The organism is Acidovorax sp. NCPPB 3576 (assembly GCF_028473605.1).
In the GTDB taxonomy this organism is placed as follows: Bacteria; Pseudomonadota; Gammaproteobacteria; order Burkholderiales; family Burkholderiaceae_C; genus Paracidovorax.
In genome coordinates this window covers 70,191-96,740 of the sequence record NZ_CP097267.1, presented here as the reverse complement: position 1 = coordinate 96,740, position 26,550 = coordinate 70,191, and the positions used below count along the sequence as shown (strand labels likewise).

General features: G+C 69.8%; 26 protein-coding genes. 9 read left to right on the top strand and 17 right to left on the bottom strand.

All coding sequences use genetic code 11. The features are described 5' to 3' along the window. Positions 1 to 37 precede the first annotated feature (37 nt). The 4 genes from pyrF (at position 38) to M5C98_RS00520 (ending at position 3,877) form a co-directional block, all read left to right on the top strand. Positions 38 to 862, top strand: coding sequence for an orotidine-5'-phosphate decarboxylase (gene pyrF, locus M5C98_RS00535; protein ID WP_272550341.1), 825 nt, complete (start codon positions 38 to 40; stop codon positions 860 to 862). 41 nt (positions 863 to 903) lie between these two features. Then, the gene (locus M5C98_RS00530; RefSeq protein ID WP_272550340.1) at positions 904 to 1,797 is read left to right on the top strand and encodes a LysR family transcriptional regulator; all 894 of its coding nucleotides are present in this window, start codon (positions 904 to 906) and stop codon (positions 1,795 to 1,797) included. Between the two features lie 131 nt (positions 1,798 to 1,928). Further along, positions 1,929 to 2,906, top strand: a complete 978-nt coding sequence (locus M5C98_RS00525) for a Bug family tripartite tricarboxylate transporter substrate binding protein (RefSeq protein WP_272550339.1) — start codon at positions 1,929 to 1,931, stop codon at positions 2,904 to 2,906. Between the two features lie 5 nt (positions 2,907 to 2,911). Next, positions 2,912 to 3,877: a succinylglutamate desuccinylase/aspartoacylase domain-containing protein gene (locus M5C98_RS00520; RefSeq protein WP_272550338.1), complete on the top strand. Its 966-nt coding sequence runs from the start codon at positions 2,912 to 2,914 to the stop codon at positions 3,875 to 3,877. Positions 3,878 to 3,923: 46 nt separating this feature from the next. Here M5C98_RS00520 and M5C98_RS00515 read toward each other — a convergent pair whose 3' ends face one another. The 5 genes from M5C98_RS00515 to M5C98_RS00495 all read right to left on the bottom strand — a co-directional run bounded on the left by M5C98_RS00515 (position 3,924) and on the right by M5C98_RS00495 (position 7,767). Next, the gene (locus M5C98_RS00515) at positions 3,924 to 4,874 is read right to left on the bottom strand and encodes an EamA family transporter (protein WP_272550337.1); all 951 of its coding nucleotides are present in this window, start codon (positions 4,872 to 4,874) and stop codon (positions 3,924 to 3,926) included. 266 nt (positions 4,875 to 5,140) lie between these two features. Then, positions 5,141 to 5,854: an arsenical resistance protein ArsH gene (gene arsH, locus M5C98_RS00510; RefSeq protein WP_272550336.1), complete on the bottom strand. Its 714-nt coding sequence runs from the start codon at positions 5,852 to 5,854 to the stop codon at positions 5,141 to 5,143. Next, positions 5,844 to 6,875 carry an ACR3 family arsenite efflux transporter gene (arsB, locus tag M5C98_RS00505; protein ID WP_272550335.1) on the bottom strand — a complete coding sequence of 344 codons (1,032 nt, stop codon included), beginning with the start codon at positions 6,873 to 6,875 and terminating at the stop codon, positions 5,844 to 5,846. The genes arsH and arsB overlap by 11 nt, the downstream gene beginning before the upstream one ends. A 7-nt stretch (positions 6,876 to 6,882) precedes the next feature. Continuing rightward, positions 6,883 to 7,389, bottom strand: a complete 507-nt coding sequence (locus M5C98_RS00500; protein ID WP_272550333.1) for an arsenate reductase ArsC — start codon at positions 7,387 to 7,389, stop codon at positions 6,883 to 6,885. Between the two features lie 54 nt (positions 7,390 to 7,443). After that, positions 7,444 to 7,767 (bottom strand): ArsR/SmtB family transcription factor, encoded by a 324-nt coding sequence (locus M5C98_RS00495; RefSeq protein WP_272550331.1) that lies wholly within the window; start codon positions 7,765 to 7,767, stop codon positions 7,444 to 7,446. Positions 7,768 to 7,872: 105 nt separating this feature from the next. Between M5C98_RS00495 and M5C98_RS00490 the strand changes: the two genes are divergently transcribed. Next, complete coding sequence (locus tag M5C98_RS00490) at positions 7,873 to 9,843, top strand: methyl-accepting chemotaxis protein (protein ID WP_272550330.1); 1,971 nt, start codon at positions 7,873 to 7,875, stop codon at positions 9,841 to 9,843. Between the two features lie 58 nt (positions 9,844 to 9,901). On the opposite strand, the gene M5C98_RS00485 is transcribed toward M5C98_RS00490, so the two are convergent. The 3 genes from M5C98_RS00485 to ompR form a co-directional block, all read right to left on the bottom strand. After that, positions 9,902 to 11,008 carry a serine hydrolase domain-containing protein gene (locus M5C98_RS00485; protein ID WP_272550329.1) on the bottom strand — a complete coding sequence of 369 codons (1,107 nt, stop codon included), beginning with the start codon at positions 11,006 to 11,008 and terminating at the stop codon, positions 9,902 to 9,904. Between the two features lie 137 nt (positions 11,009 to 11,145). After that, positions 11,146 to 12,567 (bottom strand): ATP-binding protein, encoded by a 1,422-nt coding sequence (locus M5C98_RS00480; RefSeq protein WP_272550328.1) that lies wholly within the window; start codon positions 12,565 to 12,567, stop codon positions 11,146 to 11,148. Then, a complete protein-coding gene (ompR, locus tag M5C98_RS00475) occupies positions 12,564 to 13,319 on the bottom strand; it encodes an osmolarity response regulator transcription factor OmpR (RefSeq protein WP_272550327.1) in 756 nt (251 codons plus the stop codon). The genes M5C98_RS00480 and ompR overlap by 4 nt, the downstream gene beginning before the upstream one ends. A gap of 223 nt (positions 13,320 to 13,542) precedes the next feature. On the opposite strand from ompR, the gene M5C98_RS00470 reads away from it, so the two are divergent. The 3 genes from M5C98_RS00470 (at position 13,543) to M5C98_RS00460 (ending at position 18,201) form a co-directional block, all read left to right on the top strand. Continuing rightward, on the top strand, positions 13,543 to 14,562 hold the full coding sequence (locus tag M5C98_RS00470; RefSeq protein WP_272550325.1) for an alpha/beta hydrolase: 1,020 nt from the start codon (positions 13,543 to 13,545) through the stop codon (positions 14,560 to 14,562). 244 nt (positions 14,563 to 14,806) lie between these two features. After that, positions 14,807 to 16,711: a DUF1800 domain-containing protein gene (locus M5C98_RS00465; RefSeq protein WP_272553401.1), complete on the top strand. Its 1,905-nt coding sequence runs from the start codon at positions 14,807 to 14,809 to the stop codon at positions 16,709 to 16,711. A gap of 26 nt (positions 16,712 to 16,737) precedes the next feature. Further along, the gene (locus M5C98_RS00460; protein WP_272550324.1) at positions 16,738 to 18,201 is read left to right on the top strand and encodes a DUF1501 domain-containing protein; all 1,464 of its coding nucleotides are present in this window, start codon (positions 16,738 to 16,740) and stop codon (positions 18,199 to 18,201) included. A gap of 26 nt (positions 18,202 to 18,227) precedes the next feature. Here the strand turns inward: M5C98_RS00460 and M5C98_RS00455 are convergent, their stop codons facing one another. The 9 genes from M5C98_RS00455 to uvrA all read right to left on the bottom strand — a co-directional run bounded on the left by M5C98_RS00455 (position 18,228) and on the right by uvrA (position 24,971). Further along, entirely contained in the window at positions 18,228 to 18,620 is a 393-nt protein-coding gene (locus M5C98_RS00455; RefSeq protein WP_442867214.1) for a hypothetical protein, read from the bottom strand. A 28-nt stretch (positions 18,621 to 18,648) separates the two neighbouring features. Continuing rightward, positions 18,649 to 19,047: a hypothetical protein gene (locus M5C98_RS00450; protein ID WP_272550323.1), complete on the bottom strand. Its 399-nt coding sequence runs from the start codon at positions 19,045 to 19,047 to the stop codon at positions 18,649 to 18,651. After that, a complete protein-coding gene (locus M5C98_RS00445) occupies positions 19,047 to 19,469 on the bottom strand; it encodes a hypothetical protein (RefSeq protein WP_272553397.1) in 423 nt (140 codons plus the stop codon). Before M5C98_RS00445 ends, M5C98_RS00450 begins: the two co-directional genes overlap by 1 nt. A gap of 20 nt (positions 19,470 to 19,489) precedes the next feature. Continuing rightward, a complete protein-coding gene (locus M5C98_RS00440; RefSeq protein ID WP_272550321.1) occupies positions 19,490 to 19,894 on the bottom strand; it encodes a hypothetical protein in 405 nt (134 codons plus the stop codon). Further along, complete coding sequence (locus M5C98_RS00435; protein WP_442867213.1) at positions 19,894 to 20,040, bottom strand: DUF6402 family protein; 147 nt, start codon at positions 20,038 to 20,040, stop codon at positions 19,894 to 19,896. The genes M5C98_RS00440 and M5C98_RS00435 overlap by 1 nt, the downstream gene beginning before the upstream one ends. Before the next feature lie 3 nt (positions 20,041 to 20,043). Then, positions 20,044 to 20,448 (bottom strand): hypothetical protein, encoded by a 405-nt coding sequence (locus M5C98_RS00430; RefSeq protein WP_272550319.1) that lies wholly within the window; start codon positions 20,446 to 20,448, stop codon positions 20,044 to 20,046. After that, positions 20,445 to 20,867 carry a hypothetical protein gene (locus M5C98_RS00425; protein ID WP_272550318.1) on the bottom strand — a complete coding sequence of 141 codons (423 nt, stop codon included), beginning with the start codon at positions 20,865 to 20,867 and terminating at the stop codon, positions 20,445 to 20,447. Before M5C98_RS00425 ends, M5C98_RS00430 begins: the two co-directional genes overlap by 4 nt. Next, the gene (locus M5C98_RS00420; protein WP_272550316.1) at positions 20,867 to 21,760 is read right to left on the bottom strand and encodes a DUF6402 family protein; all 894 of its coding nucleotides are present in this window, start codon (positions 21,758 to 21,760) and stop codon (positions 20,867 to 20,869) included. Before M5C98_RS00420 ends, M5C98_RS00425 begins: the two co-directional genes overlap by 1 nt. A 118-nt stretch (positions 21,761 to 21,878) precedes the next feature. Continuing rightward, the gene (uvrA, locus tag M5C98_RS00415; RefSeq protein ID WP_442867212.1) at positions 21,879 to 24,971 is read right to left on the bottom strand and encodes an excinuclease ABC subunit UvrA; all 3,093 of its coding nucleotides are present in this window, start codon (positions 24,969 to 24,971) and stop codon (positions 21,879 to 21,881) included. A 373-nt stretch (positions 24,972 to 25,344) separates the two neighbouring features. On the opposite strand from uvrA, the gene M5C98_RS00410 reads away from it, so the two are divergent. Continuing rightward, positions 25,345 to 26,541 (top strand): MFS transporter, encoded by a 1,197-nt coding sequence (locus tag M5C98_RS00410; RefSeq protein WP_272553395.1) that lies wholly within the window; start codon positions 25,345 to 25,347, stop codon positions 26,539 to 26,541. Positions 26,542 to 26,550: the final 9 nt, after the last annotated feature.

Sequence of the window (26,550 nt, the reverse complement as noted above, 5' to 3'; positions counted from 1 at the left end):
GCGCCCGGGCCGGCCCCGCACCCTAAAATCGCGCCCCATGACCTTCATCGACATGCTGCAGGGCGCGGCCGCGCAGAACGACTCCATGCTGTGCGTGGGCCTGGACCCCGAACCCGACCGGTTTCCCGCAGCGATGCGCGGCGACGCCCGCAAGATCTACGACTTCTGCGCCGCCATCGTCGATGCCACCGCCGACCTGGCCTGCGCCTTCAAGCCGCAGATCGCCTATTTCGCCGCGCACCGCGCCGAAGACCAGCTCGAACGCCTCATGGCCCACATGCGCGCCACCGCGCCGCACGTGCCGGTGGTGCTGGACGCCAAGCGCGGCGACATCGGCTCCACCGCCGGGCAGTACGCCCGCGAGGCCTTCGAGCGCTATGGCGCCGATGCGGTGACGCTCTCGCCCTTCATGGGCTTCGACTCCATCGAGCCCTATCTGGCCTACCACGGCAAGGGCGCCTTCCTGCTGTGCCGCACCTCCAACCCGGGCGGCGACGACCTGCAGAACCAGCGGCTGGCCAGCGTGGACGGGCAGCCGCTGCTGTACGAGCACGTCGCGCGGCTGGCGCAGGGCCCGTGGAACACCAACGGCCAGCTGGGCCTCGTGGTGGGCGCGACCTACCCGGCCGAGATCGAGCGCGTGCGCCGCCTCGCGCCCACCTTGCCGCTGCTGATTCCCGGCGTGGGCGCGCAGGGCGGCGATGCGGCGGCCACGGTGCGGGCCGGGCGGCGCGACGGCGGCCCGATCCTCGTGAATTCCTCGCGCGCCATCCTGTACGCGGCCGATGGCGACGGCTACGCCGCGGCAGCGCGCGCCGTGGCCCTGGCCACGCGGGACACGCTGAACGCCGCCCGCGCCTGACCTGCGGCACGCTTCACCGCCCCCTCACCACCCCGCCGGCCATGCAGCTCAAGTGGCTGGAAGACTTCATCGTGCTGGCGCAGGAGCGCAGCTACACGCGCGCGGCCGAGCTGCGCCACGTGACGCACCCGGCCTTCGGGCGCCGCATCCGCGCGCTGGAGGCCTGGGCCGGCACGCCGCTGGTCGAGCCCGGCAGCGGCCCCGTGCGGCTGACGGCGGCGGGCCAGGTCTTTCTGGACACGGCCGAGCAGATGGCGCGCAACCTCGCGCAGTCGCACGAGGAACTGCGCGCGGTGGCCGGGCGCCAGGCGCGCACCGTCACGCTCACCACGGGCCGCACCCTGGCCCGCACCGTGGTGGCCGACCTGCTGGTGCGGCTGCGCCCGGTGATGAAGGACTGCGAGCTGTGCATCCTGACCCGCGCGCTGGCCGACACCGTGGCCCTGCTGGAGCGCGGCGAGGCGGACTTCTCCATCGCCTACCACCACCCGGCGCTGGCCATCCGGCTGGATGCGCGCCAGTTCTCGCACATCACCCTGGCCTCGGACCGGCTGGTGCCGGTGTCGCGCGCCACGGCGCAGGGCGCGGCGCTGCACCCGCTGGCGGGCGCCGGCCCCATTCCCTACCTGGCCTACGCGCGCACGCTGGCGCTGGGCCGGCTGGTGGAGGACCAGCTGGCGCACCACCCGGTCACGCAGCGCCTGCAGCGCACGGTGGAATGCGACTCGGCCGATGCGCAATACGAATACGTGCACAAGGGACTGGGCGTGGCCTGGCTGCCGTGGTCCATGGTGCATGCCGACTGCAAGGCCGGCCGGCTGGCCAAGGCGGGCGACCGCAGCATGGAGGCGAAGTTCGACGTGCGGCTGTACCGGCCCAAGCGCCGGCTGAGCACGCAGGCCGAGGCGATCTGGCACGCCATCGCCACGCGGTGACGGCCCGCGCCGGCATCGGGTTGACCCCCTTGGCGCCCGCGTGCCGAAACAGCACCATGGCGTGCCGACTCGGCACCCCCGCGCCCTGCCTGCCTTCGCACAATCGGCCCACACCCCACCAGGAGACTCCGATGCATGCCCAACCCGCCTTCCGCCGCACCTTGCTGCTGTGCGGCCTCGCCCTGCTGGCCGCCGGCCCCGCCGCCGCGCAGGACAGCTACCCGAGCAAGCCCATCACCATCGTCGTCGGCTACCCGCCCGGCGGCAGCACCGACCTCACCGGGCGCACGGTGGCGCAGGAACTGGGCGCGCGCCTGGGCGTGCCGGTGGTGATCGAGAACGTGGGCGGCGCGGGCGGCGCCATCGGCGCGCAGAAGGTGGCCAGCGCCGCGCCAGACGGCTACACGCTGCTCGTGGGCGCGAGCAACGAGATCGCCATCAACAAGCTCGTGACCAAGAAGGTCAAGTACGACGTGAAGGATTTCACCGCCATTGGCCTGATCGCCTCGCAGCCCCTGGTGCTGGTGGCCTCCACCGGCTCGGGCGTGAAGAACGCGGCCGAGTTCACCCAGCTGGTGTCCAGGAACCCCGGCAAGTACAGCTACGGCAGCTCGGGCGTGGGCACCTCGCTGCACCTGGCGGGCGAGATGGTCAAGGAGCAGGGCAAGCTGTTCATGACGCACATCCCCTACCGCGGCGTGGCCCCGCTCACCAACGACCTGCTGGGCAACAACCTGGAGTTCGGCGTGTTCGTGCTCTCCAGCGGCCTGCCCCACATCAAGAGCGGCAAGGTCATCGCGCTGGGCACGACCGAGGCCAAGCGCTCGGCCATCACGCCCGACATTCCCGCGCTGGCCGAGCTGCCGCAGTACAAGAACGTGGACATCGGCGTGTGGTTCGCCCTCATGGGCCCGGCCAAGCTGCCCAAGCCCGTGCACGACAAGCTCAAGAAGGCGCTGAACGAGGCGCTGCAGTCGCCCGACTTCCGCAAGAAAATGGAAGCCACCGGCTCGACCGTGGCCTCCACCAGCGTGAACGCCGACCAGTTCATCGCCTCGGAAGTGGCCAAGTACCAGAAGATCGTCGAATTCGCCAAGATCGAGGAGTGACTTTTATGCCCCGGACCTTCGCACTCCCCGCCCCCGACCTCACGCCCTGGCGCGCCGGCAATACCGGCACCGAAGGCGTGTGGCACTTCGACTCCGGCCTGCCCGGCCGCCATGCCCTCATCAGCGCCCTGGTGCACGGCAACGAGCTGTGCGGCGCCTGGGCGCTGCAGGGCCTGCTGGCGGCGGGGCTGCGCCCGCAGCAGGGCGCGCTCACGCTGGCGTTCTGCAACCTGGAGGCCTTCGACCGCTTCGATCCGGCCGACCACGACGCCTCGCGCTTCACCGACCAGGACATGAACCGCCAGTGGACCGACGAGCGCATGGAGGCCGGCGACACGCGCGAGCGCCGCCGCGCCGCCGCGCTGCGGCCCTTCGTGGCGCGCGCCGACTGGCTGCTGGACCTGCATTCGATGCACGAGCCCGGGGCGCCGCTCTTGCTCACCGGCCTGCACCCGCGCAACCTGGAGCTGGCCCGCCGCATGGGCGCGCCCGAGCACATCGTGGCCGATGCGGGCCACCAGGACGGCGTGCGCATGCGCGACTACGGGCACTTCGGCCTGCCCGACGCGCAGGCCGGCGACAAGCGCTCGCTGCTGGTGGAATGCGGCTTCCATGGCGCGCTGTCCAGCCGCACCGTGGCCTATGACCAATGCGTGCGCTTCCTCGCGGCGGCGCAGGTGCTCAGCCCCCAGGCGCTGGCCGCGCTGCTGCCCGGCTGGCGCCAGCCCGATGCGCCGCGCCAGTGGGTGCTGGAGGTGACCGGCCCGGTGGTCGCCCGAAGCAGCGCCTTCCGCTTCACGCAGCCGTTCACCGGCCTGGAGGTGATCGCCAAGGCCGGCACGGTGATCGGCGACAACGACGGCGAGCCCGTCGCCACGCCGTACGACGACTGCGTGCTCGTCATGCCCTCCACGCGCCAGGCGCGGGCAGGGGTGACGGTGGTGCGCTACGCCCACCGGCGGCCGCTGTAGCGGTGGCCGGCCGCAGAGCCGGGGCTGAACGGGCGGCAGTGCCCGGTCAGCGCCGCGCCCAGCGCGGCCCGAGCACCACGCACACCAGCGCCAGCACCACGCAGGCCACGCCGGCCCACTGCCACGCGGTGACCACCTCGCCCAGCGCCAGCAGTCCCGCGGCCAGCCCCACCACCGGCACGCCCAGGCTGAAGGGCGCCACGCGGTTGGCCGGGTAGCGGGTGAGCAGCCCGGTCCACAGGCCGTAGCCGACGATGGTGGCCACCCAGCCCAGGTAGGCGATCGAGCCCCAGGCGACTGGCGGCAGCGCGGCCCAGGCGTCCCAGTGCAGCCAGCGGCCCGCGTCCGCATCGGTCAGGGCCGACAGCGCCGCGAATGGCAGCACCGGCACCAGGCTGCTCCAGACCACGAACGACAGCGGGTTGTAGCCCGGCGATGCCCGCTGCGCCATGCGCGAGACGATGTTGGACACCGCCCAGGACGCAGCCGCGCACAGGGTGAGGCAGATGCCCACCAGCGTCGCACCGCCCACGCCCGTGCCGGTGGCGCCCGGCCCGATGAAGTTCATGGCGAAGCACAGGAGGCCCACGGCCGCGATCGCCATGCCCAGCACCAGCGGCCGCCCGGGCCGCTCGCGCAGGATGCCGAAGGCGAACAGCGCGGTGAAGAACACCTGCGTCTGCATCAGCACGCTGGCCAGCGCCGCCGTCATGCCCAGCTTCAGGGCAAAAAAGCCGAAACCGAACTGCCCCACGCCCTGAAACAGCCCGAACAGCAGCACCCAGCGCCAGTGCAGGCTCGGCGGCTTCAGGAAGAACACCAGCGGCAGCGCCGCGATGACATACCGCACGGCGCCGAGCTGGAACGGGGTGAAGTAGCGCAGGCCCCACTTCATCGCCACGAAATTGATGCCCCAGATGACCACCACCGCCAGCGCAGCCAGCACGTCCCGCGTGGCCATGGCATCGCCGGCCGGCGCCCGGGCCGCCGCGCTCATGCGGCCTCCCTGCGGCCCGGCAGGCAGGGCCAGCGGTGTCGTCCAGGGCGCGGCAGCGCGGCGAAGGCGGAAGGAAGCACGGGACAGGGCATGCGGCGGTTCGCCGGCAGGCCGGCGCAGAAAAGGGGGCGGGGGAAGAAGTCGGGGAAAAGGGGGGCGGGAGAGATCGATTATTCAACACGGCCCCGGTTTCCGTGTGGCCGCGCGGGACAGTGTGGCGGGACGCCGATCTCGGCCCGCACTGCGCCCGGCCGCTCGGCTGCCGCTCAGAGGCCGCGCTGGTTCACCCGTTGCGACAACGCCTCGGCGCTTTCCCGGCGCTCGCTGTAACGGTCCACCAGGTAGGCCGCACCGTCGCGCGTCAGCAGGGTGAACTTCACCAGCTCTTCCATGACATCCACCACGCGCTCGTAGTAGCTCGACGGCTTCATGCGGCCGGCCTCGTCGAATTCGAGGAACGCCTTGGCCACGGACGACTGGTTGGGGATGGTGACCATGCGCATCCAGCGGCCCAGCACCCGCATCTGGTTGACGGCATTGAAGGACTGCGAGCCGCCCGAAACCTCCATCACCGCCAGCGTCTTGCCCTGGGTGGGGCGCACCGCGCCGACCGACAGCGGAATCCAGTCGATCTGCATCTTGAGGATGCCGGTCATCGCGCCATGGCGTTCGGGCGAGGTCCAGACCATGCCTTCCGCCCATTGGGCGAGGGTGCGCAGCTCGGCCACCTTGGGGTGGTCCTCGGGCTCCGAATCCGGCAGCGGCAGGCCGCGCGGATCGAAGATGCGCGCCTCGGCGCCCAACGCCCGCAGCAGCCGCGCCGCCTCTTCGGTCAGCAGCCGGCTGTAGGAGCGCTCGCGCACCGAGCCGTACAGCAGCAGGATGCGCGGGGCATGGGTGGAGCGCTGCGCGGGAAACAGCCGCTCAGGATCGACCGGGTGCAGCAACGCGGCATCGACGTTCGGAAGATCAGGATTCATACCAGCCCTTGGAAGCATTCACGGCCTTGACCACCAGCAGCATCACCGGCACCTCGATGAGCACCCCCACCACGGTGGCGAGCGCCGCCCCCGAGTGAAAGCCGAACAGGCCGATGGCGGTGGCCACGGCCAGCTCGAAGAAATTGGATGCGCCGATCAGCGCCGACGGGCCGGCGATGGCGTGCTTTTCTCCGGCCGCCCGGTTGAGCCCGTAGGCCAGCGCCGAGTTGAACAGCACCTGGATCAGGATCGGCACGGCCAGCAGCGCGATCACGAGCGGCTGCGCCAGGATCGCCTCGCCCTGGAAGGCGAACAGCAGCACCAGCGTGAGCAGCAAGGCCGCGATGGACCACGGCGCGATGCGCTGCAGCGCCGCCTCGAACACGGCCGGCCCCCGCGCGAGCAGGGCCCGCCGCCCCCATTGCGCCAGTGCCACCGGAATGACGATGTACAGCACCACCGAAGTCAGCAAGGTGTCCCAAGGCACGGCGATGGCCGACAGGCCCAGCAGCAAGGCCACCAGCGGCGCGAAGGCCACGATCATGATGATGTCGTTCAGCGCGACCTGCGACAGCGTGAAGAGCGGATCGCCGCCCGTGAGGCGGCTCCACACGAACACCATGGCCGTGCAGGGCGCCGCGGCCAGCAGGATCAGCCCGGCGATGTAGCTGTCGATCTGGTCCGCCGGCAGATGGGGCGCAAACCACTGGCGGATGAACAGCCACCCCAGGAAGGCCATGGAAAACGGCTTGACCAGCCAGTTCACGAACAAGGTGACGCCGATGCCGCGCAGGTGGTGGCGCACGTCGCCCAGGGCCGCGAAGTCCACCTTGAGCAGCATCGGAACGATCATCACCCAGATGAGCAGGCCGACCGGCAGGTTCACCCGGGCGACCTCCCAGCCGCCCAGGGTGCGGGCCGCTCCGGGAAAGACCTGGCCCAAGCCGATGCCCACGGCGATGCACAGCAGCACCCACACCGTGAGGTAGCGCTCGAACGCGCCCATGCCGGATTTCTGCATTGCGTCCTCAATCGGTGGCCAGCTGGCGGACGCTGGTTTGAAGCACGGCCTGGGCCAGCTTGTCCTGTGGCAAGGCCACGAGCAGGTCCAGCCGCCGCTTCATCGCGTGCAGCGTCTGGCGGAACGCCTCCCGCTTTTCGGCGTCGGTGCCATCGCCTTCGCTGGGGTCGGCATAGCCCCAGTGGGCCGTGGCCGGGTGCCCCGGCCAGATCGGGCACGCCTCGCCCGCCGCGTTGTCGCAGACGGTGATGACCAGGTCCATGGCGGGCGCGCCGGGCGCGGCGAACTCGTCCCAGCTCTTGCTGCGCAGGCCTTCGGTCGCAATGCCGGCGCTGCGCAGCACCTGGATGCCGAGCGGATGGGGCTGCTGGTGTTCGCGCGGGCTGCTCCCGGCGGAGAAGGCACGGAAGCGGCCCCGGCCCATGTCATTGAGCAGGGCCTCGGCCAGGATGCTGCGGGCCGAATTGTGGGTGCACAGAAAGAGGACGTTCAAGGCTTGCGGGGTGTCGCTCATGGAAGGCTCCGGATGAATGGCGTTTCGACGGGTGGCCTGGGCTGGCAGGCACCACTAGCAGCGGCAGGATGCAGCGGTCTCGGGAAGGCACGGCGCGCCCTGGCAGCAGTTCTCGGTGAGATAGGCCAGCAGCGCGTTCATGGCCGGATAGGCGGCGCGGTAGATCAGATTGCGGCCCTGGCGCTCCTGGCTGATGAGCCCCGCGTGGGTCAGCTCCTTGAGGTGAAAGGACAGGGTGTTGGGCGCGATCTCCAGCCGCTCGGCCAGGGCGCCGGGCGTGAGCCCCTCTTCCCCCGCGACCACCAGCGCCCGGAAAACCCGCAGGCGCACTTCCTGCGCCAAGGCGGCGAGGGCTCGGACAACATCGGATTCGTTCATGATTCGACTATACAACAATCATTGAAATATTAAGCTGAAAACAAGGAGAAGAAACCAAGGCACATGTCTTGCTAAACCCCAGAACCAAACATTTGTTTACACAAAATGCCCCTCCTCCACCGCCTCACCCTGCTTCAGAAATTCCTGATCCTCGGCGTGATCGCCGTGCTGATGTCCGCGCTGCCCACCGGGCTGTACGTGCGCGGCGCGCTGCAGGAGATCGGCGACGCGCGCCATGAGAGCACGGGCGCGCCGGCCATCATCGCGGTCAACCAGGCCGCGCAGTGGCTGCAGGTGCACCGGGGCCTGTCGGCCGCCATGCTCAACGGGGACGAGGTGCTGGGCGCGCGCCGGCCCGCCGTGCGCGATGCGATGAACCAGGCCCTGGCCGAGGCCGACCGGCAGATGGCGGCCGCCGCGGCACCCGCCGCGCAGGTCAAGGCCTGGGCCGACGCGGCGCAGGCCTGGCGCGCGCTGGAGCAGGCCGTGGCGGCCCGCGCGCTGCCCGCCGCGCAGGCCCTGGCGCAGCACACGCAGCTGGTGGCCGACCTGCTGCGGGTGAGCGAGGAGCTGCTGCACGCCTACGGCTTCCAGACCGATCCCGACACCGCCACGCAGGACCTGATCCAGGCCTCGCTGGTCCACGCCCCACTGCTGGGCGAAAAAATCGGCCTGCTGCGCGGCCAGGGCGCCGGGTATCTGGCGCGCGCCAGCCTGCCGCCCGAGGGCAAGGGCTCGCTGCAGGCGCTGCAGCAGCGCGTGGGCGAGCTGGAGGAAAGCACCTTCCGCAATTTCGACCGCGCCATGGCCGGGGATGCCGGCCTGCAGCAGGCGCTGGGCGCCCAGGTGCCGGCCGTGCGCCAGCGCGTGGCCGCATCGCGCGGCCTGGCCGACCGGGGGCTGCTCCAGGCCACCGAGATCACCCTGCCCGCCAAGGACTACTTCGACGATCTCTCGGCCACCATCGAGGCGCTGAGCGCCCTGAACGCCACCGCCATGGCCAGCCTGGACGCCGCGCTGCAGCAGCGCGTGGCCCGCCACCAGCGCGCCCTGGGTGTCGCCGCGCTGGCCATGGCGCTGGCGCTGGGCCTCGCGGGCGGGCTGGCGGCGGTCTTCGTGCGATCCATCACCCGGCCGCTGGCGCAGGCCGTGGACCTGGCCAGCGCCGTGGCCGCGGGCGACCTGAGCGGCGAGGACACCGCCCACGGCAGCAACGAGGTGGGCCGGCTCATCGCCGCGCAGCAGCAGATGCGCGCGCGCCTCAAGCCCATGGTGGCGCAGGTGCGCAGCGGCTCCGAGGGCGTGGCCACCGCCAGCGCCCAGATCGCCCAGGGCAACATGGACCTGTCGGCCCGCACCGAGGCCCAGGCCAGCGCCCTGGAGGAAACCGCCGCCTCGATGGAGGAGATGACCGCCACCGTGCGCCAGAACGCCGACAGCGCGCGGCAGGCCAACCAGCTCGCCGAACACGCCAGCACCGTGGCCGTGCAGGGCGGCGCCGTGGTCACGCGCGTGGTGGAGACCATGCAGGGCATCCACGCCGCCTCGCGCAAGATCGGCGACATCATCGGCGTGATCGACGGCATCGCCTTCCAGACCAACATCCTCGCGCTGAACGCCGCGGTGGAAGCCGCCCGCGCGGGCGAGCAGGGCCGGGGCTTCGCCGTCGTGGCCGGCGAGGTGCGCAGCCTGGCCGGCCGCAGCGCCGAGGCGGCCAAGGAGATCAAGGCGCTGATCGGCGCCAGCGTGGAGCGGGTGGCGCAGGGCAGCGCCCTGGCCGACCAGGCGGGCAGCACCATGACCGACGTGGTCACCGCCATCCGCCGCGTGACGGACATCATGGGCGAGATCAGCGCGGCCAGCCACGAGCAGTCGCTGGGCGTCTCCCAGGTGGGCGAGGCCGTCACCGAGATGGACCAGGCCACCCAGCAGAACGCCGCGCTGGTCGAGGAGATGGCCGCCGCGGCGAACAGCCTGCGGGCGCAGGCGGAGGAACTGGTGCGGGCGGCGGGGGTGTTCCGGCTGGGGGCCGGGGATGCGGTGGCGCAGCCGGGTGATTCGCTACAAATTCAATAGCAATATGCCCTAGTACCGATTGCGCCAGCGGCCTTTTTCGTTGCTGTTCGCGGGCCGATCAGGGCGCCTCGCCGGCCCGGCAAGGCGCGGCCGCCAGCAGGCGGGCGGCGTGCAAGAACGCCTTCGGCCCGACCCAGCTGACGTTCCAGTCCCCCGCCACCGGCACCTGGCGCTTGTGCGCGATCACCATCTGCCGTTTCGGCACCACCAGGAGGTACTGGCCGTGCACGCCCCAGGCCATGTAGGCGCCTGCCAGGGGCGAGTCCGGCGGCTCCTGCAGCAGCCACCACAAATAGCCGTACCCGAAGCCGCGCCGCGCGGTGTGCGCCGGGTGCATCTGCGAGGCGGGGGTCGTCTGCCGCGTGATCTGCGCCACCCAGTCCGCCGGAACGATCTGCTGCCCGCGCCAGCGGCCCTGCTGCAGCATCAGATGGCCCAGCCGCGCCATGTCGCGCGTGGAAAGGAAGAAGGGATAGGCCAGGTGCTCGGAACGCCGGGCGTCGCCGCTGCGCACGTGGCGCGCCGGGTCGAAGTCCTGCAGCTGCAGCGGCGCGGCCAGATCGTGCGCGAAGGCCTGGTAGATGCCACGGCCGGTCAGCCGCTCGAACGCCGTGCCCGCGGCATTGAAGTCCCAGTTGTTGTAGAGGAAATAGCGGCCCGGCACCTGGGAGCCGCGCGCCGGCGCGGCCGCCGCGTCGTCGCCCCCGTTGGCGGCCGCATGGTAGATGCCCGACCGCGCCGTGAGCAGGTCGCGCAATGTCGCCTGCCGCTCGATCGGCAGCAGGCCGCCCGTGTCGTCGATGCCCAGGTCCGCCAGCGTGCGGCCGAGGTCGATGGTGCCGTTCGCCACATACTTGCCGTACAGCATCGCCAGCACGCTCTTGCGCACCGAAAACACGATGCTGACCGCCTCCACCGGGCCGTACTCGAACAGCACCCGGCCGTCCTGCACCGCCATCAGGGCGGTCGTGTCCAGGGTGCGAAGGTCGTCGCCGGCGGCTTCGAGACTGCGGCGGCAGGCCGGCCCCTGTTCCGCGACGGGCTGGGGCTCCCACGATGCGCCGGGGAAGGTGGCGGGCGCAGGCGCCGTCGAAGCCGGTGGGACGGCCGTGCATGCGCTGGCGAGCAGCAGCAAGGCCGCGCCGCACAGGGTTCGCAAAGGCATGGGCATGGAAGGGGCAGCGTGGTGGGGCGTGGAACGGGCTCAGCGGCCCGGCTCCCTCCTGCCGGAGCCAGGAGCCAGGACCGCTGCGGCGGTGCAAACCGGCCCGGACAATGCTATTGATTTAATAGCGACATGCCCTAGTCCTGATTGCGCTGGGGCCCTATTTTGCTTGAACCCTCTTCCAGACCACCGGCGCCGGTGTCCCGCGGCAGCACGATGCGCGCCCGCAGCCCCTGCCCGGGCGCGCCATGCAGTTCCAGCGCGCCCCCGTGCGCCCGCGCCACGCGCTCCACGATCGCCAGGCCCAGCCCCGCCCCCGGCGACCCCGAGCGCGCCGCGCCGCCGCGCGCGAACGGCTCGCGCACGCGGGCGAGGTCCTGCGGCGCGATGCCCGGGCCGCCGTCCTGCACCTCGATCCACGCGGCCGCCCCCGGCGCGGCCCCGCCCGTGCGCAGCACCACGGGGGCGGCGCCGTGGCGCCAGGCGTTCTCCACCAGGTTGTCCACGGCGCGGCGCAGGGCCTGGGGGCGCAGGGGCAGCGGCGGGGCGCCGCCCGGCTCCACGCGCACGGTGCGGCCGTGGTCCGCCTGGGCCTGGGCGACGGCGTCGGCCAGGGCGTCGAGCGATTCGCGCACCGGGGCCTCGGCCTCGCCCACGCGGGCGAAGTCGAGGAACTGGCCGACGATGGCATCCATCTCGTCGATGCTGCGCGCCATGCTGGCGGCCAGGTCGCCATCCAGCCGGGGCTGCGCGATCTCCACGCCCAGGCGCAGCTTGGTGAGCGGCGTGCGCAGATCGTGCGACACGCCGGCCAGCATCAGCGCGCGGTCGTGGTCGGCGCGGGCCAGGGCGAGCGCCATGGCGTTGATGCTGCGGCTGACGGTGGCGAGTTCCTCGGGGCCCTCCTCGGGCAGGGGCGGTGGCGGCTGGCCGCGTGCGATGCGCCGGGCCGCCGCCACCACGCGCGCCAGCGGCCGGTGCAGGTGCCGCTGCAGCCACCAGGCCCCGGCCAGCGCCAGCAGCATGCCGGCCGCCGTGGCCATCAGCCAGGCGCCCGTGGCCTCCCGCGTGGGGAACAGGCCGGGCAGGCCCAGCCAGTGGTCCGCGCCGTCGAAGGACACGCGCAGCACGAGCCCGCCGGCCTCGTCGCGCCGCCAGCGGGGGGCGGTGTCGGCGCCAGTGCTGCCGGCATCGGCGGCCAGGCGGCGCTCCACGGCCTGCATGAAAGTCCGCTCCACGGGCGAGGGCCGTGCACCGGGCGCAGCGCCAGCGGCCGTGCCGGCCAGCTGCCGGGCGCGGTGGTTGAAGGCGTCGGCGAACGCCGCCCGCTGCGCGGGCGGCAGCGCGGCCAGCCCGGCGCGCAGCGCATCGACCTGGCGGGCCACGCCCTCGGCCACCTGGTCGGCGCGGGGGCGCAGGATCATCTGCCGCGCCAGCCAGGCCGCACACAGCTGGCCCAGCACCACCAGGGCCGCCACCAGCAGCCACTGCCGACCGAGCAGGCTGCGCGGCCAGCGCGCGCGGCGCGCACCGGACGCGGAGCCGGCCGGCGCGCTCATGGGGCGGCCTCCGCGCCATCGGCCGGCGGCGGGGCCGCGGCATCCGGCACGAACACGTAGCCCACGCCCCACACGGTGCGGATGTAGCGCGGCCGGGCCGGGTCCGCCTCGATCAGCTTGCGCAGGCGCATGACCTGCACGTCGATGCTGCGGTCGGTGGCGGCATGCGCCGGCCCGTGGGCGAGCGCGATGAGCCGGTCGCGCCCCAGCGGGCGGTGCGGGTGGCCGGCCAGCACGCGCAGCAGCGCGAATTCGGCGGTGGTGATGGGCAGGTCCTGCCCCGCGCGCTCCAGCCGGCGCTCGTCCAGCCACAGCGTGAAATCGCCGAACGCCACGCGCCCGGCCGAGGGCGCGGGGCCGGCGTGCGCACCCAGCATGCGCTGGCGCCGCACCATGGCCTGGATGCGCGCGAGCAGTTCGCGCGGCTGAAAGGGCTTGGGCAGGTAGTCGTCGGCGCCCATCTCCAGGCCGACGATGCGGTCCACCGGGTCGCCGCGGGCGGTCAGCATGAGGATGGGAATGGTCTCGCCCTGCGCGCGCAGGCGGCGGCAGATGGCCAGGCCGTCCTCGCCCGGCATCATCACATCCAGCACCAGCACGTCGAAGCGCTCGCGCGCCAGCAGCCGGTCGAGCGGGCCGGCGCCATCGACCGTGCGCACGGCATAGCCGTGGTCGCCCAGGTAGCGCTCCAGCAGCGCCCGCAGGTCGGGTTCGTCATCGGCCACCAGAATCCGGCCCAGCGCATCGGTCATGGAAAAACCCCTGTGATTGACCGCGATGGTAGGGCCGGCCCGCGGCGCCATCGGCATGCCCGTGTCAGGCCATGACAGCCCCTGGCGCAGCGGTCATGGTTTGTCATACCTTGGCATGCGCGGGCCATCGTTTTGGAACGGTGGCGCGGCACAGTGGCGAGCAGGGCGCAGCGCCCTGCCCCCTTCGCAATGCAGCCACTGAAAACCCACGGAGCCCGATGCCATGACCGCCCACGCCACTGTCCACCCACAACCCTGCCGCGTTTCACCCCCTTTGTTCCGCCCGGCCGTGGCCGCGCTGCTGCTGGCCTTTGCCGCCGCGATGGCGCCGCCGGCACAGGCCCAAAGCCCGTGGCAGGGGCGCTTCGCCGGGGGCGGTGGCCTGAAGGCCGCGGGATTCCTGCATGACGGCACCGGCAGCATTTCGCGGCTGCCCGAAGGCGTGCAGCGCCTCTTCGACGAGCCCTACGGCAACGACCCGCTGCAACGCATGGACGTGTACCTGCCGCCCGCCTCCGCGCGGCCGGCCGCCGGGCCACGGGCGCCGATCCTCTTCATGGTCCACGGCGGCGCGTGGCGCACGGGCGACAAGGCCATGGAGCGCGTGGTGCAGGAGAAGGTGGCGCGCTGGGTGCCGCTCGGCTTCGTGCTGGTGTCGGTCAACTACCGGCTGCTGCCGGACACGGGCGTGGCGCTGCAGGCGCACGACGTGGCCACGGCCCTCGCCACGGTCCAGCAGCGGGCGGCGCAGTGGGGGGCCGACGGCACCCGGACCGTGCTCATGGGCCATTCGGCGGGCGCGCACCTGGTGGCGCTGCTGAACGCCCAGCCGGCGCTGGCGCAGCGCGCGGGCGCGGCGCCCTGGCTGGGCGCGGTGTCGCTGGACAGCGCGGTGCTGGACCTGCCCGCCCTCATGGGGGCGCCCCACGCCGCGCTCTACGACGAGGCCTTCGGCGACAACCCGGCCTACTGGGCGGCGCTGTCGCCCTACGACCAGCTCGTGCCGGGCGCGGCGCCGTTCCAGTTCGTGTGCTCGACCGTGCGCCCGGACCACCCCTGCCAGCAGGCCGTGCACATGGCCCGCCGCGTGCGCGAGACGGGCGGCCGCGCCGAGGTGCTGCCGCAGGCGCTCTCGCATGGCGACATCAACGGCACCCTGGGCCTGGACAGCGACTACACGCGCGCCGTGGAAGCGTTCATGGCATCGCTGGACGACGAGGTGGCGCGGCGGCTGGGGCGCTGACAGCGCGGCCGGGCGCCGGCCGGGCATGGCGCTCGAGGAAGCAGAATGAGGGAGCCCCTGCTGCGGCGGTAACAACCAGACACAGACCGGATGTAACAGCTGCATCGGCCGGTCATCGGAATGCACGGGCGCGCCGTTCCCAAAATTCTCGCCCCTCCTCGCGCGCCGCCGTCACCCCGATGCCCCGGCGATGCCCCGTGTCCCCATCCGCCCCCTTCCCGTTCGCCCGGGACAGACGCCCATGATGCTGACCCCCGCGGCACCCGCCCTCAGCTCCGACCGCCCTGCGGCCTCCCCGCCAGGCCCCTCGCCGGCCCCGCAGCCCACCCCCTCTCACTCGCCCTCGGTTACCCCCTCCCCTGGCGCCCCGGCCGCCGGCGCCGCCGCGCTGGCGGCCGCCCTGCTGTCGGCCTGCGGCGGCGGGGGCGGCAGCGAAGACAGCGGCACCAGCGCGCCGCCCGCCGCGGGCACCCCGGCCCCCAGCCCGGCGCCCTCGGGCGGCGGCACGGGCGCCGTGAACGCCCCGGCCACCGACGAGGAGGCCGCGCGTTTTCTGCTGCAGGCGCAGTTCTCGGCCACCGACGAGGCCATCGCCGAGGTGCGCGCCCGGGGCTACGCCGCCTGGCTGGCCGACCAGTTCGCCCAGCCCATCGGCACGACGGGCACCGACTGGCTCACCCAGCGCGGCTACGGCGTGGCCAATGCCGACACGCGCCTGTACAACGCGGCCTACCCGGCCGACTTCATGCTGTGGAACCAGCTGTTCACCGCGGGCGACGCAGTGCGCAAGCGGGTGGCGCTGGCCCTGTCGGAGATCATGGTGGTCTCGGTCAACGGCCTGGACCAGACCTGGAACGCCTTTCTCGCCGCCGGCTACTGGGACGTGCTCAACACGCACGCGCTCGGCAATTTCCGCGCGCTGCTGGAGGCCGTGACGCTGAACCCGGCCATGGGCGTGTACCTGAACACGCGCGGCAACCAGAAGGAAGACGCGCGCACCGGCCGCCAGCCCGACGAGAACTACGCCCGCGAGGTGATGCAGCTGTTCACGCTGGGCCTGTACCAGCTCAACGCCGACGGCACCGAGCAGCGCGACGGCAGCGGCAACCGGCTGGAGAGCTACACCGCCGCCGACGTGAGCAACCTGGCGCGCGTGTTCACCGGCTACGACTACGACCGCAGCCAGAACCAGCCCACCACCGTGGGCACCAGCACCGTGCCCAGCCCGCAGCAGGCCCGGCTGCCGATGGTGCTCACCGCCAGCCGGCATTCCACGCTGGCCGCGACCTTCCTGGGCACCACCGTCGGCGGCGGCACGCCCGGCGAGGCGGCGCTCAAGACGGCGCTCGATACCCTCTTCAACCACCCCAACGTCGGCCCCTTCATCGGCCGCCAGCTCATCCAGCGCCTGGTGACCAGCAACCCCAGCCCGGCCTACGTGGCGCGCGTGGCGGCGGCGTTCGCCAACAACGGCAGCGGCACCCGGGGCGACCTGCGCGCGGTGGTGGCCGCCGTGCTGCTCGATGCCGAAGCGCGCAGCGCCACGGGGCTCTCGAACCCGCAGTTCGGCCGCCTGCGCGAGCCCATGGTGCGCTTCGTGCAATGGGGCCGCACCTTCGGGCTGCGCTCCGCGCAGGGCAGCTGGAAGATCGGCGACCTGAGCGACCCCGCCACGCGCCTGGGGCAAAGCCCGATGCGCGCGGGATCGGTGTTCAACTTCTTTCGCCCTGGCTACGTGCCGCCTGCCACCGCCATGGCCGCCAACGGCCAGGTCGCGCCGGAGTTCCAGATCGTCAACGAAACCAGCGTGAGCGGCTACCTGAACTTCATGCAGAACGCCATCCGCAACGGCATCTTCGTGAACGCGCCCGACCTGCCGCAAAACGCCAGCAACGCGAGCAACGGCTTCGACATCGCCTGCACCTACGCCAACCTGCTGCCGCTGGTGGCCGACGCCACGGCCCTGGTGCGCAAGGCGGTGCTGCTGCTGTCGGCAGGCCAGGTGTCCGCCGCCACACAGGGCCGCATCGTGGCCGCGCTGAACACCACGCCCGTCACGGCGAGCAGCACCGCCGCCGTCCAGCTCAACCGCGTCGCCGCGGCCGTGCTGCTGGTGATGGCCAGCCCCGAATACCTCGTGCAGAAGTGACCGCCCCTGCCCCACGGAACACGCCCATGCCCACGAACCCGTCCACCTCCTTCATCGACCCGTCCCGCCACACGCGCCGCGCCTTCCTGCGGCGCTCGGCCCAGCTGGCCGCCACCGGCACCGCGCTGCCGTTCGCCCTCAACCTCGCCGCTTTAGGCGAGGCCGCGGCGTTCGAAGCCAACGACTACAAGGCGCTGGTGTGCGTCTTCCTGTACGGCGGCAACGACTACGCCAACACCGTCGTGCCCTACGACAGCGCGCGCTACGCCCAGTACGCCACCATCCGCGGCGGCGGTGCGGACGGTGCCGCGGGCGGCATCGCGCTCGGGCGCGGTGCGCTGGGCGGCACGGTGCTGCAGCCAGCCAGCGCGATCGCGGGCGGCCTGCAGTACGCGCTGCACCCGGCCATGACCGGCATGGCCGGCCTGTTCAACAGCGGGCGCGCGGCGGTGCAGCTCAACGTGGGTCCGCTGGTGGTGCCGCTCACGCGGGCGCAGTACGCCAGTGCCGACCGCCGCACCTATCCGCTGCCCCCGAAGCTCTTTTCGCACAACGACCAGCAGTCGGTGTGGCAATCGCAGGGCGCCGAAGGCTCCACCGTGGGCTGGGGCGGTAACCTGGGCGACCTGGCGCTGTCCGCCAACACAAATTCGCTGTTCACCTGCATCTCGGCCAGCGGCAACGCGGTGTTCCTTTCGGGCGATCAGGCGCTGCAGTACCAGATCAGCACCAGCGGCGCCGTGCCCATCAACGGGGTCAAGAACAACGTCTATGGATCGAGCGCCGTGCGCGGCGTGCTGGGCGAGCTGGTGCAGGCCGCCAGCGCCCACGCGATGGAGGCCGAATACGCGCGCGTGACGCAGCGCTCCATCGGCTCGGAAGGGCAGATCTCCGCCGCGCTGGCGGGCACGGGCGTGTCCACCGCGTTCCCGACGGGCAACCCGCTGGCCGACCAGCTCAAGATCGTGGCGCGGCTGATCGCAGCGCGCGGCGCGCTGGGCACGCGGCGGCAGGTGTTCTTCGTGTCCCTGGGCGGGTTCGATCTGCACGACAACCTGGTCTCCGGCCAGGCCGTGCTGATGGACCGCGTGAGCAGCGCCATGACCGCGTTCTACAACGCCACCGTGGAGCTGGGCGTGGCCGACAAGGTGACCGCCTTCACCGCGTCGGACTTCGGGCGCACGCTCACGTCGAACGGCGACGGCTCCGACCACGGCTGGGGCAGCCACCACTTCGTGGTCGGCGGCGCCGTGCGCGGCGCGGCCTTCTACGGCACGCCGCCGCCCATCAGCGTGGGCAACGGCAGCGGCAGCGAAGACCAGTGGCACGTGGGCCAGGGCCGCCTGCTGCCCAGCACCGCGGTGGACCAGTACGCGGCCACGATGGCGCGGTGGTTCGGGGTGGCAAACACCGAGATGACCGGCGTGCTGCCGAGGCTGGGGAATTTCGGGGGAGCGGCGTATCCGGTGAATCTGGGTTTTTTGGGGTGATGGGTGGCGCGGTGGGTTAGCAAGCGTCAGTTGTGGGGGCCGCAATCCGATGGCCGTGTCGGGTCCGTGCATTCGGAGGGGACGTTTTCGAAAAGCACATCGCGCCCCACACGCACTCTCTTCATGTCCATCGGCGGGTCCAGATACCAGTAGGTCTCTCCATTCAGCCATAGATCGACCACGCTGCTTTCACCCAGCAAAGTTCTGGAATCCAAGCGGTACAAACGCACCACGTAAGGCATCTTGTAGTCATGGTGAAAGACGCGCTGGAGGATCGATGATTTGTGGAACTCCAGTCGGTAAACCCGATGCGGACTGTTCTCGCTGTCGAAAAAAATCGGTGTTGAGGCATACCAAGCCAAAGCAGCAAGGGCTGCCAAGGCCGCACCCCATCCGAGGGTGGTTTTCTTGATTTGCACAGACTCGCTCACGGCCGGCGCGGTTTCATCAAGGCTTGGCGGGACACCCACTGGCAAGCGGTGAGTCGCCACATTCCGAGGGGATGCCCTCAAACACCACTTCATTGCCTACGTACACCTTGTTGGTAGCGACTGGTGGATCAAGGTGCCAGTCGAACTGCCCTCCACCTTGAAGGTCCACGACTTCACTTTCTCGCAACAGCGTTTTGGGCGAAACGCGATATAGCCGGACGACGAAAGGCATCCTGAAATCGTGGTGGACGATGCGCTGCAGGATCGATGCCTGATGGAACTCAAGGCGATAGATTTCATGAGGACTGTTGTAGCTGTACAGGAACGTAGGGGAAGTGGCGCGCCACCCCAAAACAACACAACCACCCAGCACCAGGCACCACACGACACACGGGATTTTTTTCAAAGGGCGCATCAAGGCTTGGGACAACTGACCAACGGTGACGCAGGTGTGCATTCCGCTGGGATTTTTTCAAACAAGACATCCCTGCCGACGCGCACTTCATTCCGGTCCACCGAAGAATTCAGATACCACGTGATTTCGCCGTTCAGCCAGAGATCGACCACCTCGCTTTCACCCAGCAGCGTCTTGGGCTCGATCTTGTACAAGCGCACGACATAGGGCATCTTGAAATCGAGATGGGCGATTCTTTGCAAGGGAGATGCTTTATGGAACTCCAGACGGTAAACGCGATGCGGGCTGTTTTCGCTATCGAAAAATGTGGGCGTCATGGCGTACCAAGCCATGACAAAGAGGGCCGTCACCGCCAAGCACCAGACGAAGCACGAGCCTCTATTGCAAACAGGTTTTTCACCATCTCTACAAGAGAAAATCATGAGTCCGGCATTGATCTGCTTCACTTCTTGGCAGGGCAATCTGGTGGCAAAGTAGGGTCCGTGCATTCGGAAGGAATGTTGTTGAAGAACACATCCCGCCCTACGTAAACTTTGTTAGTGGCTACCGGCGCATCCAAATGCCAACTGGTCTCGCCATTCATCCAGAGATCGACCACTTCGCTTTCACCGAGCAATGTCCTGGAATTAACCCGGTAAAGACGCACCACATAAGGCATCTTGTAGTCGTAATGGATGACACGCTGAATGATCGATGCCTTGTAGAACTCAAGGAGATAAACGCGGTGAGGGCTGCTCTCACTGTCGAAGAAAGTGGGTGTCGCCGCGTACCACCCCAAAAAAACAAATGCATTCAGTGCAAGGCACCAAACGATACAAGGGACTTTACGAAGACCTGACAGTTTCATCACCATTCCAGCTGGATCGGAAAGGGAAGACGCACCCGGTGCATGTCGGATAGGACGACGAAGTCGTCGCCGCGCCCATGCGCCGTGCGCCATTTGCGAAAGTCTTCGTTCTGCACAAGGCAAGTGTGACCACCGCCGCGAGACATCGCTCATTGCTGCGGCTCGCAGATGCGCAAGGGAGACGGCGGCGCGCACTCGGATCGAAGTTTGTCGAACAGCACGTCCTTCCCCACACGCACATGGTTGTCGTCTCCCGGCGAGTTCACGCTCCAGGCGATGGCATCGTTGCGCCAAAGATCGACCACTGGGCTGGTCCCCAACAACGCCTGGGAATCGGAATGGTAGAGACGGACGATGGAAGGCTTCTTTGCATCCAGGTGCTGCAGACGCTGCCACCAGGATGCATCGTAGATTTCCAGCCGATAGATGTGCAAGGGACTGTTGTAGCGGTTGTGGAGCGTCGGCGTGGACGCGTACCACGCGAGAAACAGCACAGTGTTCAACGCCAGGCACCAAGCAATGCAAGGAACCTTGCGCAAGGCAGATTGCTTCATCGTGATTTCGTTTCTGGCTGATTCAGGCAGCTCGGCGGCGGCGCCTGGGTTGTGCATTCGGAGGGTATGTTCTCGAACAGCACGCCATGGCCCGCATACACCTCGTTGAAATCGAGCGGGGGAGCGGTATGCCAACTGATACGGCCATCTCCCCCACTCATATCGACGACTTGGCTTTGGGCCAGTAGCGTCCTGGGCTCCACCCGGTACAGCCGCACGATCGCAGGCATTCTGAAGTCGTAGTGGATGATTCTTTGAAGGATCGAGGCGTTGTAGACATCCACTCGGTATGTCATGTGCGGGCTGTTGTCGCTGTATGCGAAGGTGGGGGCATAGACATTCCACCCTGCGAAGAGCAATGCGTTAATGGCGAGACACCAAACAATACACGGCACTTTTTTCAAATCTCTCAGAGGCATCACCACTCCATGTAAATCGGAAAAGGAAGCTGCACGCGGTGCACATTCGACAGGACGATGAAATCGCCACCCCTGCTGTGTAACGCACGCCAGCGACGAAAATCCGTGTTCTGCACTAGGTAGGTGTGGCTTCGCACTTGAGCATCTGTTTCCTGGACCCATTGCTCGGAGATGGAAACGCCAGAACCCCACTGGAGTCTTTCGACACCCCTGAAACCCCAGAAACCCAGGGGTTGCGAAAGAAAAGAATTTTCGCCATCGTTGAAATCGTAGGCGTCTCGCAAATAGAAACCCAATTCATCAATGGCAATCGAAGCCTTTCCGGTTCCTTTCGGCGTCACCATGCCTGACACGGCCACCTTCAGGGTGGCCTCGCCCATGGCCCCATAGAAATCGTCCAGAGGATCGCTGAGTCGGCCAAACCCCAGGTAATTCACTTGACAGGTTTCGTCCAGAATTTTCGCGGGCTTTGACAGGTCGCCCAGTCGCCACACTTGCGTTCCCGGGCGGCCCAAGCCTTGTTCCCTGACGATTTTTTTCAATTGCGCCACGCCAGCAGGAGTGGCCCACTGGGACTGCAGTTTTGCCATGGCGGCGTTCACCCTCGCGAAACCACGCGCCCATGCCATGGAAACAGTGTTTTCATCCAATTGCGCCGCGTTGAGAGTGCTAGGCCGGCTGACGGCCTCACCCCGCTTCATGGGACCCGGCATCTCAAACGCAGCCCCCCGAAACCACCGCTCCATCAACGCCGCCGCCACCGGCCACCCCATGCGCGAGCGCATCACGACCGGGATGTCATCCAGTTGAAAGAGCCGCACCTTGGGCGGCAGTTTTTTCTCCAGCTGCGCACGCAGGCGCTCCTGGTCCACTTGGACCATGCCCTTGTTCATGGGACCTCCCCCGTTCCGTCTTCGGTTGCTTTTAGAACCGCGGATTCTGGGGGTAAAAACCGGCGCACGGCGCGGTTCGGGGCAACTGATTTGCCACCGAAAGTAACGTAACCATCGATCAGCCCTGCGCTGTGGACGGCAGGTAGCGCGCCAGATACCGCCCGGTGTGGCTGGCCGGGTTGGCGGCCAGGTCTTCGGGCGTGCCCTCGCCTACCACGGTGCCGCCGCCGGCACCGCCTTCGGGGCCCATGTCGATGATCCAGTCGGCCGTCTTGATGACGTCCAGGTTGTGCTCGATCACGACGATGGTGTTGCCCGCGTCGCGCAGCTGGTGCAGCACCTTGAGCAGCAGGTCGATGTCCGCGAAGTGCAAGCCGGTGGTGGGCTCGTCCAGGATGTAGAGCGTGCGGCCGGTGTCGCGCTTGCTCAATTCCTGCGCGAGCTTCACGCGCTGGGCCTCGCCGCCCGAGAGCGTGGTGGCGGCCTGGCCCAGGCGGATGTACGACAGGCCCACGTCCAGCAGCGTCTGCAGCTTGCGCGCGATGGTCGGCACGTCCTTGAAGAAGGCAAACGCGTCTTCCACCGTGAGGTCGAGGATCTGCGCGATGTTCTTGCCCTTCCACAGGACCTCGAGCGTCTCGCGGTTGTAGCGCTGGCCGTGGCAGATGTCGCAGGGCACGTACACGTCGGGCAGAAAGTGCATCTCCACCTTCACCACACCGTCGCCCTGGCAGGCCTCGCAGCGGCCGCCGGCCACGTTGAAGGAAAAGCGCCCGGGGCCGTAGCCGCGTTCCTTGGCGGTGTTCACCTCGGCCATCAGCTCGCGGATGGGCGTGAACAGGCCGGTGTAGGTGGCGGGGTTGCTGCGCGGCGTGCGGCCGATGGGGCTTTGGTCGACGTTGATGACCTTGTCGAAATACTCCATGCCCTCGATGGCATCGTGCGGCGCGGGCTCGTCGTGCGCGCGGTAGAGCTGGCGGGCCACGGCGGCATACAGCGTGTCGTTGACGAGCGTGCTCTTGCCCGAGCCCGAGACGCCGGTCACGCAGGTGAGCAGGCCCACGGGAAACTCCACGCTCACGTTCTTCAAACTGTGGCCCGTGGCGCCGACCACGCGCAGGGCCTGCAGCCGGCCCTGGGTGGCGCGGTGCTCGGCCTGGCGCTCCGCGCGCTGCTCCGCACGGCGCTTGCTGGCCTCGGTTTCGGGGAAGCGCGATTTGCCCTTCCTGGCCGCCTCGGGGGCGGTGGGGGTGCCCTCCATCACGGGCAGCCAGGGCGTGCGGCGCGGGGGAACGGGAATGGACAGCGTGCCCGACAGGTACTGGCCCGTGAGCGAATCGGGGTGGCTGCGCACGGCGTCGTAGGTGCCCTGCGCCATCACGCGCCCACCGTGCACGCCGGCGCCGGGGCCCATGTCGATCACGTGGTCGGCGGCGCGCATCATGTCCTCGTCGTGCTCGACCACGATCACGCTGTTGCCGATGTCGCGCAGGTGCTGCAAGGTGGCGATCAGGCGGTCGTTGTCGCGCTGGTGCAGGCCGATGCTGGGCTCGTCGAGCACGTACATCACGCCGGTCAGGCCCGAGCCGATCTGGCTGGCCAGGCGGATGCGCTGAGCCTCGCCGCCCGAGAGCGTCTCGGCGCTGCGGTCCAGGCTCAGGTAGTTCAGCCCCACGTCGTTGAGGAACGTGAGGCGCGTGCCGATCTCGCGCACGACCTTGTCGGCGATCTCGGCCTTGGCGCCGGTGAGCTTGAGGTGCGAGAACCAGGCGTGCGCGTCGGCCAGCGTGGCGTGGCTCACCTCGTAGATGGCACGGGCCTGTTCGCCCTCGCCCACCTTCACGTGGCGCGCCTCCAGCCGCAGCCGCGCGCCATGGCATTCGGGGCAGGGCTGGGTGCTGCGGTAGCGGGTGAGTTCTTCGCGCACGACCACCGAATCGGTCTCGCGGTAGCGCCGCGCCATGTTGGGCAGGATGCCTTCGAAGGGGTGCTTCTTGACGATGGCCTTGCCCTTGTTGGCGCCACTGTCCAGCACGTAGTTGAAGGCGATCTCCTCCTCGCCCGATCCGTACAGCACGGCCTGCTGCACCGGCAGGGGCAGCGATTCGTAGGGTGCCTCCACATCGAAGCGGTAGTGCTTGGCCAGGCTCTCCAGCATGGCGAAGTAGTAGCCATTGCGCCGGTCCCAGCCCTTGATGGCGCCGCTGGCCAGGCTCAAGGACGGAAAGGCCACCACGCGCGTGGGATCGAACACCTCCTGCTGCCCGATGCCGTCGCAGGCCGGGCAGGCGCCCATGGGCGAGTTGAACGAGAACAGGCGCGGCTCCAGCTCGGCCAGCGAATAGCTGCACACGGGGCAGGCGAATTTGCTGGAAAACAGGTGCTCCTGCCCACCATCCATCTCCAGCGCCAGCACGCGGCCGTTGCCCTCCACGGCGCCCACGCGCAAGGCGGCCTCGAAGCTTTCGGCCAGGCGCTGCTGCATCTCGGCGCGCACCTTGAGGCGGTCGATCACCACGTCCACGTCGTGCTTTTCGGTCTTCTTGAGCTGCGGCAGGCTTTCGTATTCGTAGAGGGCGCCGTCCACCCGAAAGCGCACGTAGCCCAGCGCCTGCATCTGCGCAAAGAGTTCGGTGAACTCGCCCTTCTTGTCGCGCGCGACCGGGGCCAGCACCATGAGGCGGGTGTCCTCGGGCAGGGCCAGCACGGCGTCCACCATCTGGCTCACCGTCTGGGCGGCCAGCGGCAGGCCGTGGTAGGGGCAGTAGGGCGTGCCGGCGCGCGCGTACAGCAGGCGCAGGTAGTCGTGGATCTCGGTCACCGTGCCCACGGTGGAGCGCGGGTTGTGGCTGGTGGCCTTCTGCTCGATGGAGATGGCCGGCGACAGGCCCTCGATCAGGTCCACGTCGGGCTTGTCCAGCCGGCCCAGGAACTGCCGCGCATAGGCCGACAGGCTCTCCACGTAGCGGCGCTGGCCCTCGGCATAGAGCGTGTCGAACGCCAGGCTGGACTTGCCCGAGCCCGACAGCCCGGTGATCACCACGAGCTGGTTGCGCGGGATGTCCAGGTCGATGTTCTTGAGGTTGTGCGTGCGCGCCCCGCGGATGCTGATGCGCGCCTGCTGCAGGGCGGCGCCGAGGTAGCGGCCGGCGGCCGGGGCCGCAGGGGCGTCGCCATCGTCGGCGGGCCGGGAGAAGGGGGAGTGGTTCACGGTGGGCGCGGCTCTGGGCGGGGAAACCCACCATGATAGGCCACGCCCCCGGCGCGGGCCGTCCGCAGGGCAACCCGGCCCCTGCTCCCGGGCGGGGGATGGTTCGGCGTCGGGTCAAAAAATCATTTACTCCTGATTTGATAGCAATCAGGGCAATGAATCCGCCGGCATGATGGCCTTTTGGGCCTGCAACGGCGAAAACGGGTTCGCCAGGCCGTCAATGCCTGCGCGGTGGCGCCGGTTCCGGCCCGCGGGCGATGGGCGAGAATCGCGGCTTTGGCTTCAGGCCCTCAGCGCACCCACCGTGCCGGATTCCTCCACCCACCCTCCAGGTCCAGGCGCCACCGCCTCGCCCCCGTCCAACGCCACCGCCATGACGCCGCTGGAGCGCCGCTCCAGCCTCGCGCTGGCGCTGATCTTCGCGCTGCGCATGCTGGGGCTGTTCCTCGTGCTGCCCGTGTTCGCGCTCGAAGCGCGCAAATACCCGGGCGGCGACGATCCCGCGCTCGTCGGCCTGGCCATGGGCATCTACGGCCTCACGCAGGCGGTGCTGCAGCTGCCGCTGGGCATGGCGTCCGACCGCTTCGGGCGCAAGCGCGTGATCGTGCTGGGCCTGGCCGTGTTCGCCGCCGGCAGCCTGCTCGCGGCGCTGGCCGACTCGCTCACCGGGCTGCTGGCCGGCCGGGCGCTGCAGGGCGCGGGCGCGGTGTCGGCCGCCGTGACGGCGCTGCTGGCCGACCAGACCCGCGATGCCGTGCGCACCAAGGCCATGGCGCTGGTGGGCGGCAGCATCGGGCTGATGTTCGCCGTGGCGCTCGTCGCGGCCCCCGTGCTGGCCGCGCACATCGGCCTGGCCGGCCTGTTCGGGCTGACCTGCGCACTGGCGCTGAGCGGCATCGCCGTGGTGCTGTGGGTGGTGCCGCCCGAGCCCGCGCGCCATGCCGACGCCCCGCGCGGGCGCCTGGCCGAGGTGTGGCGCCATGCCGACCTGCTGCGGCTGAACCTGGGCGTGTTCGTGCTGCACACGGTGCAGATGGCCATGTGGGTGGCCGTGCCCGCGCTGCTGGTGCAGGCGGGGCTGCCCAAGGCCGCGCATTGGCAGGTGTACCTGCCCGCCGTGGTGCTGTCGTTCGCCATGATGGGCGGGCTGTTCGCGCTGGAGCGGCGCGGCCGCCTGCGCGAGTCGCTGCTGGCCGCCATCGGGCTGGTGCTGCTCGTGCAGCTGGGCCTGGGCGGCGTGGCCGCAGCCGGCGCCGTGCCTGCGCTGTGGGCGCTGGGGCTGCTGCTGTTCTTGTTCTTTTGCGGCTTCAACGCGCTGGAGGCCAGCCAGCCCAGCCTGGTCTCGCGCATGGCGCCGCCGCACCTGCGCGGCGCGGCCCTGGGCACCTACAACACGCTGCAGTCGCTGGGCCTGTTCGCCGGGGGCGCCCTGGGCGGCGCGCTGGCGAAGTGGGCCGGCACGCCGCAGCTCTTTGCCGTGACGGCGCTGCTGTGCGCGGTGTGGCTGGCCGCCAGCTGGGGCCTGCGGCCGGTGGGCCGGCAGGCGGGCGGTGCGCCGGCGGGGCACTGAGCGCGCCTG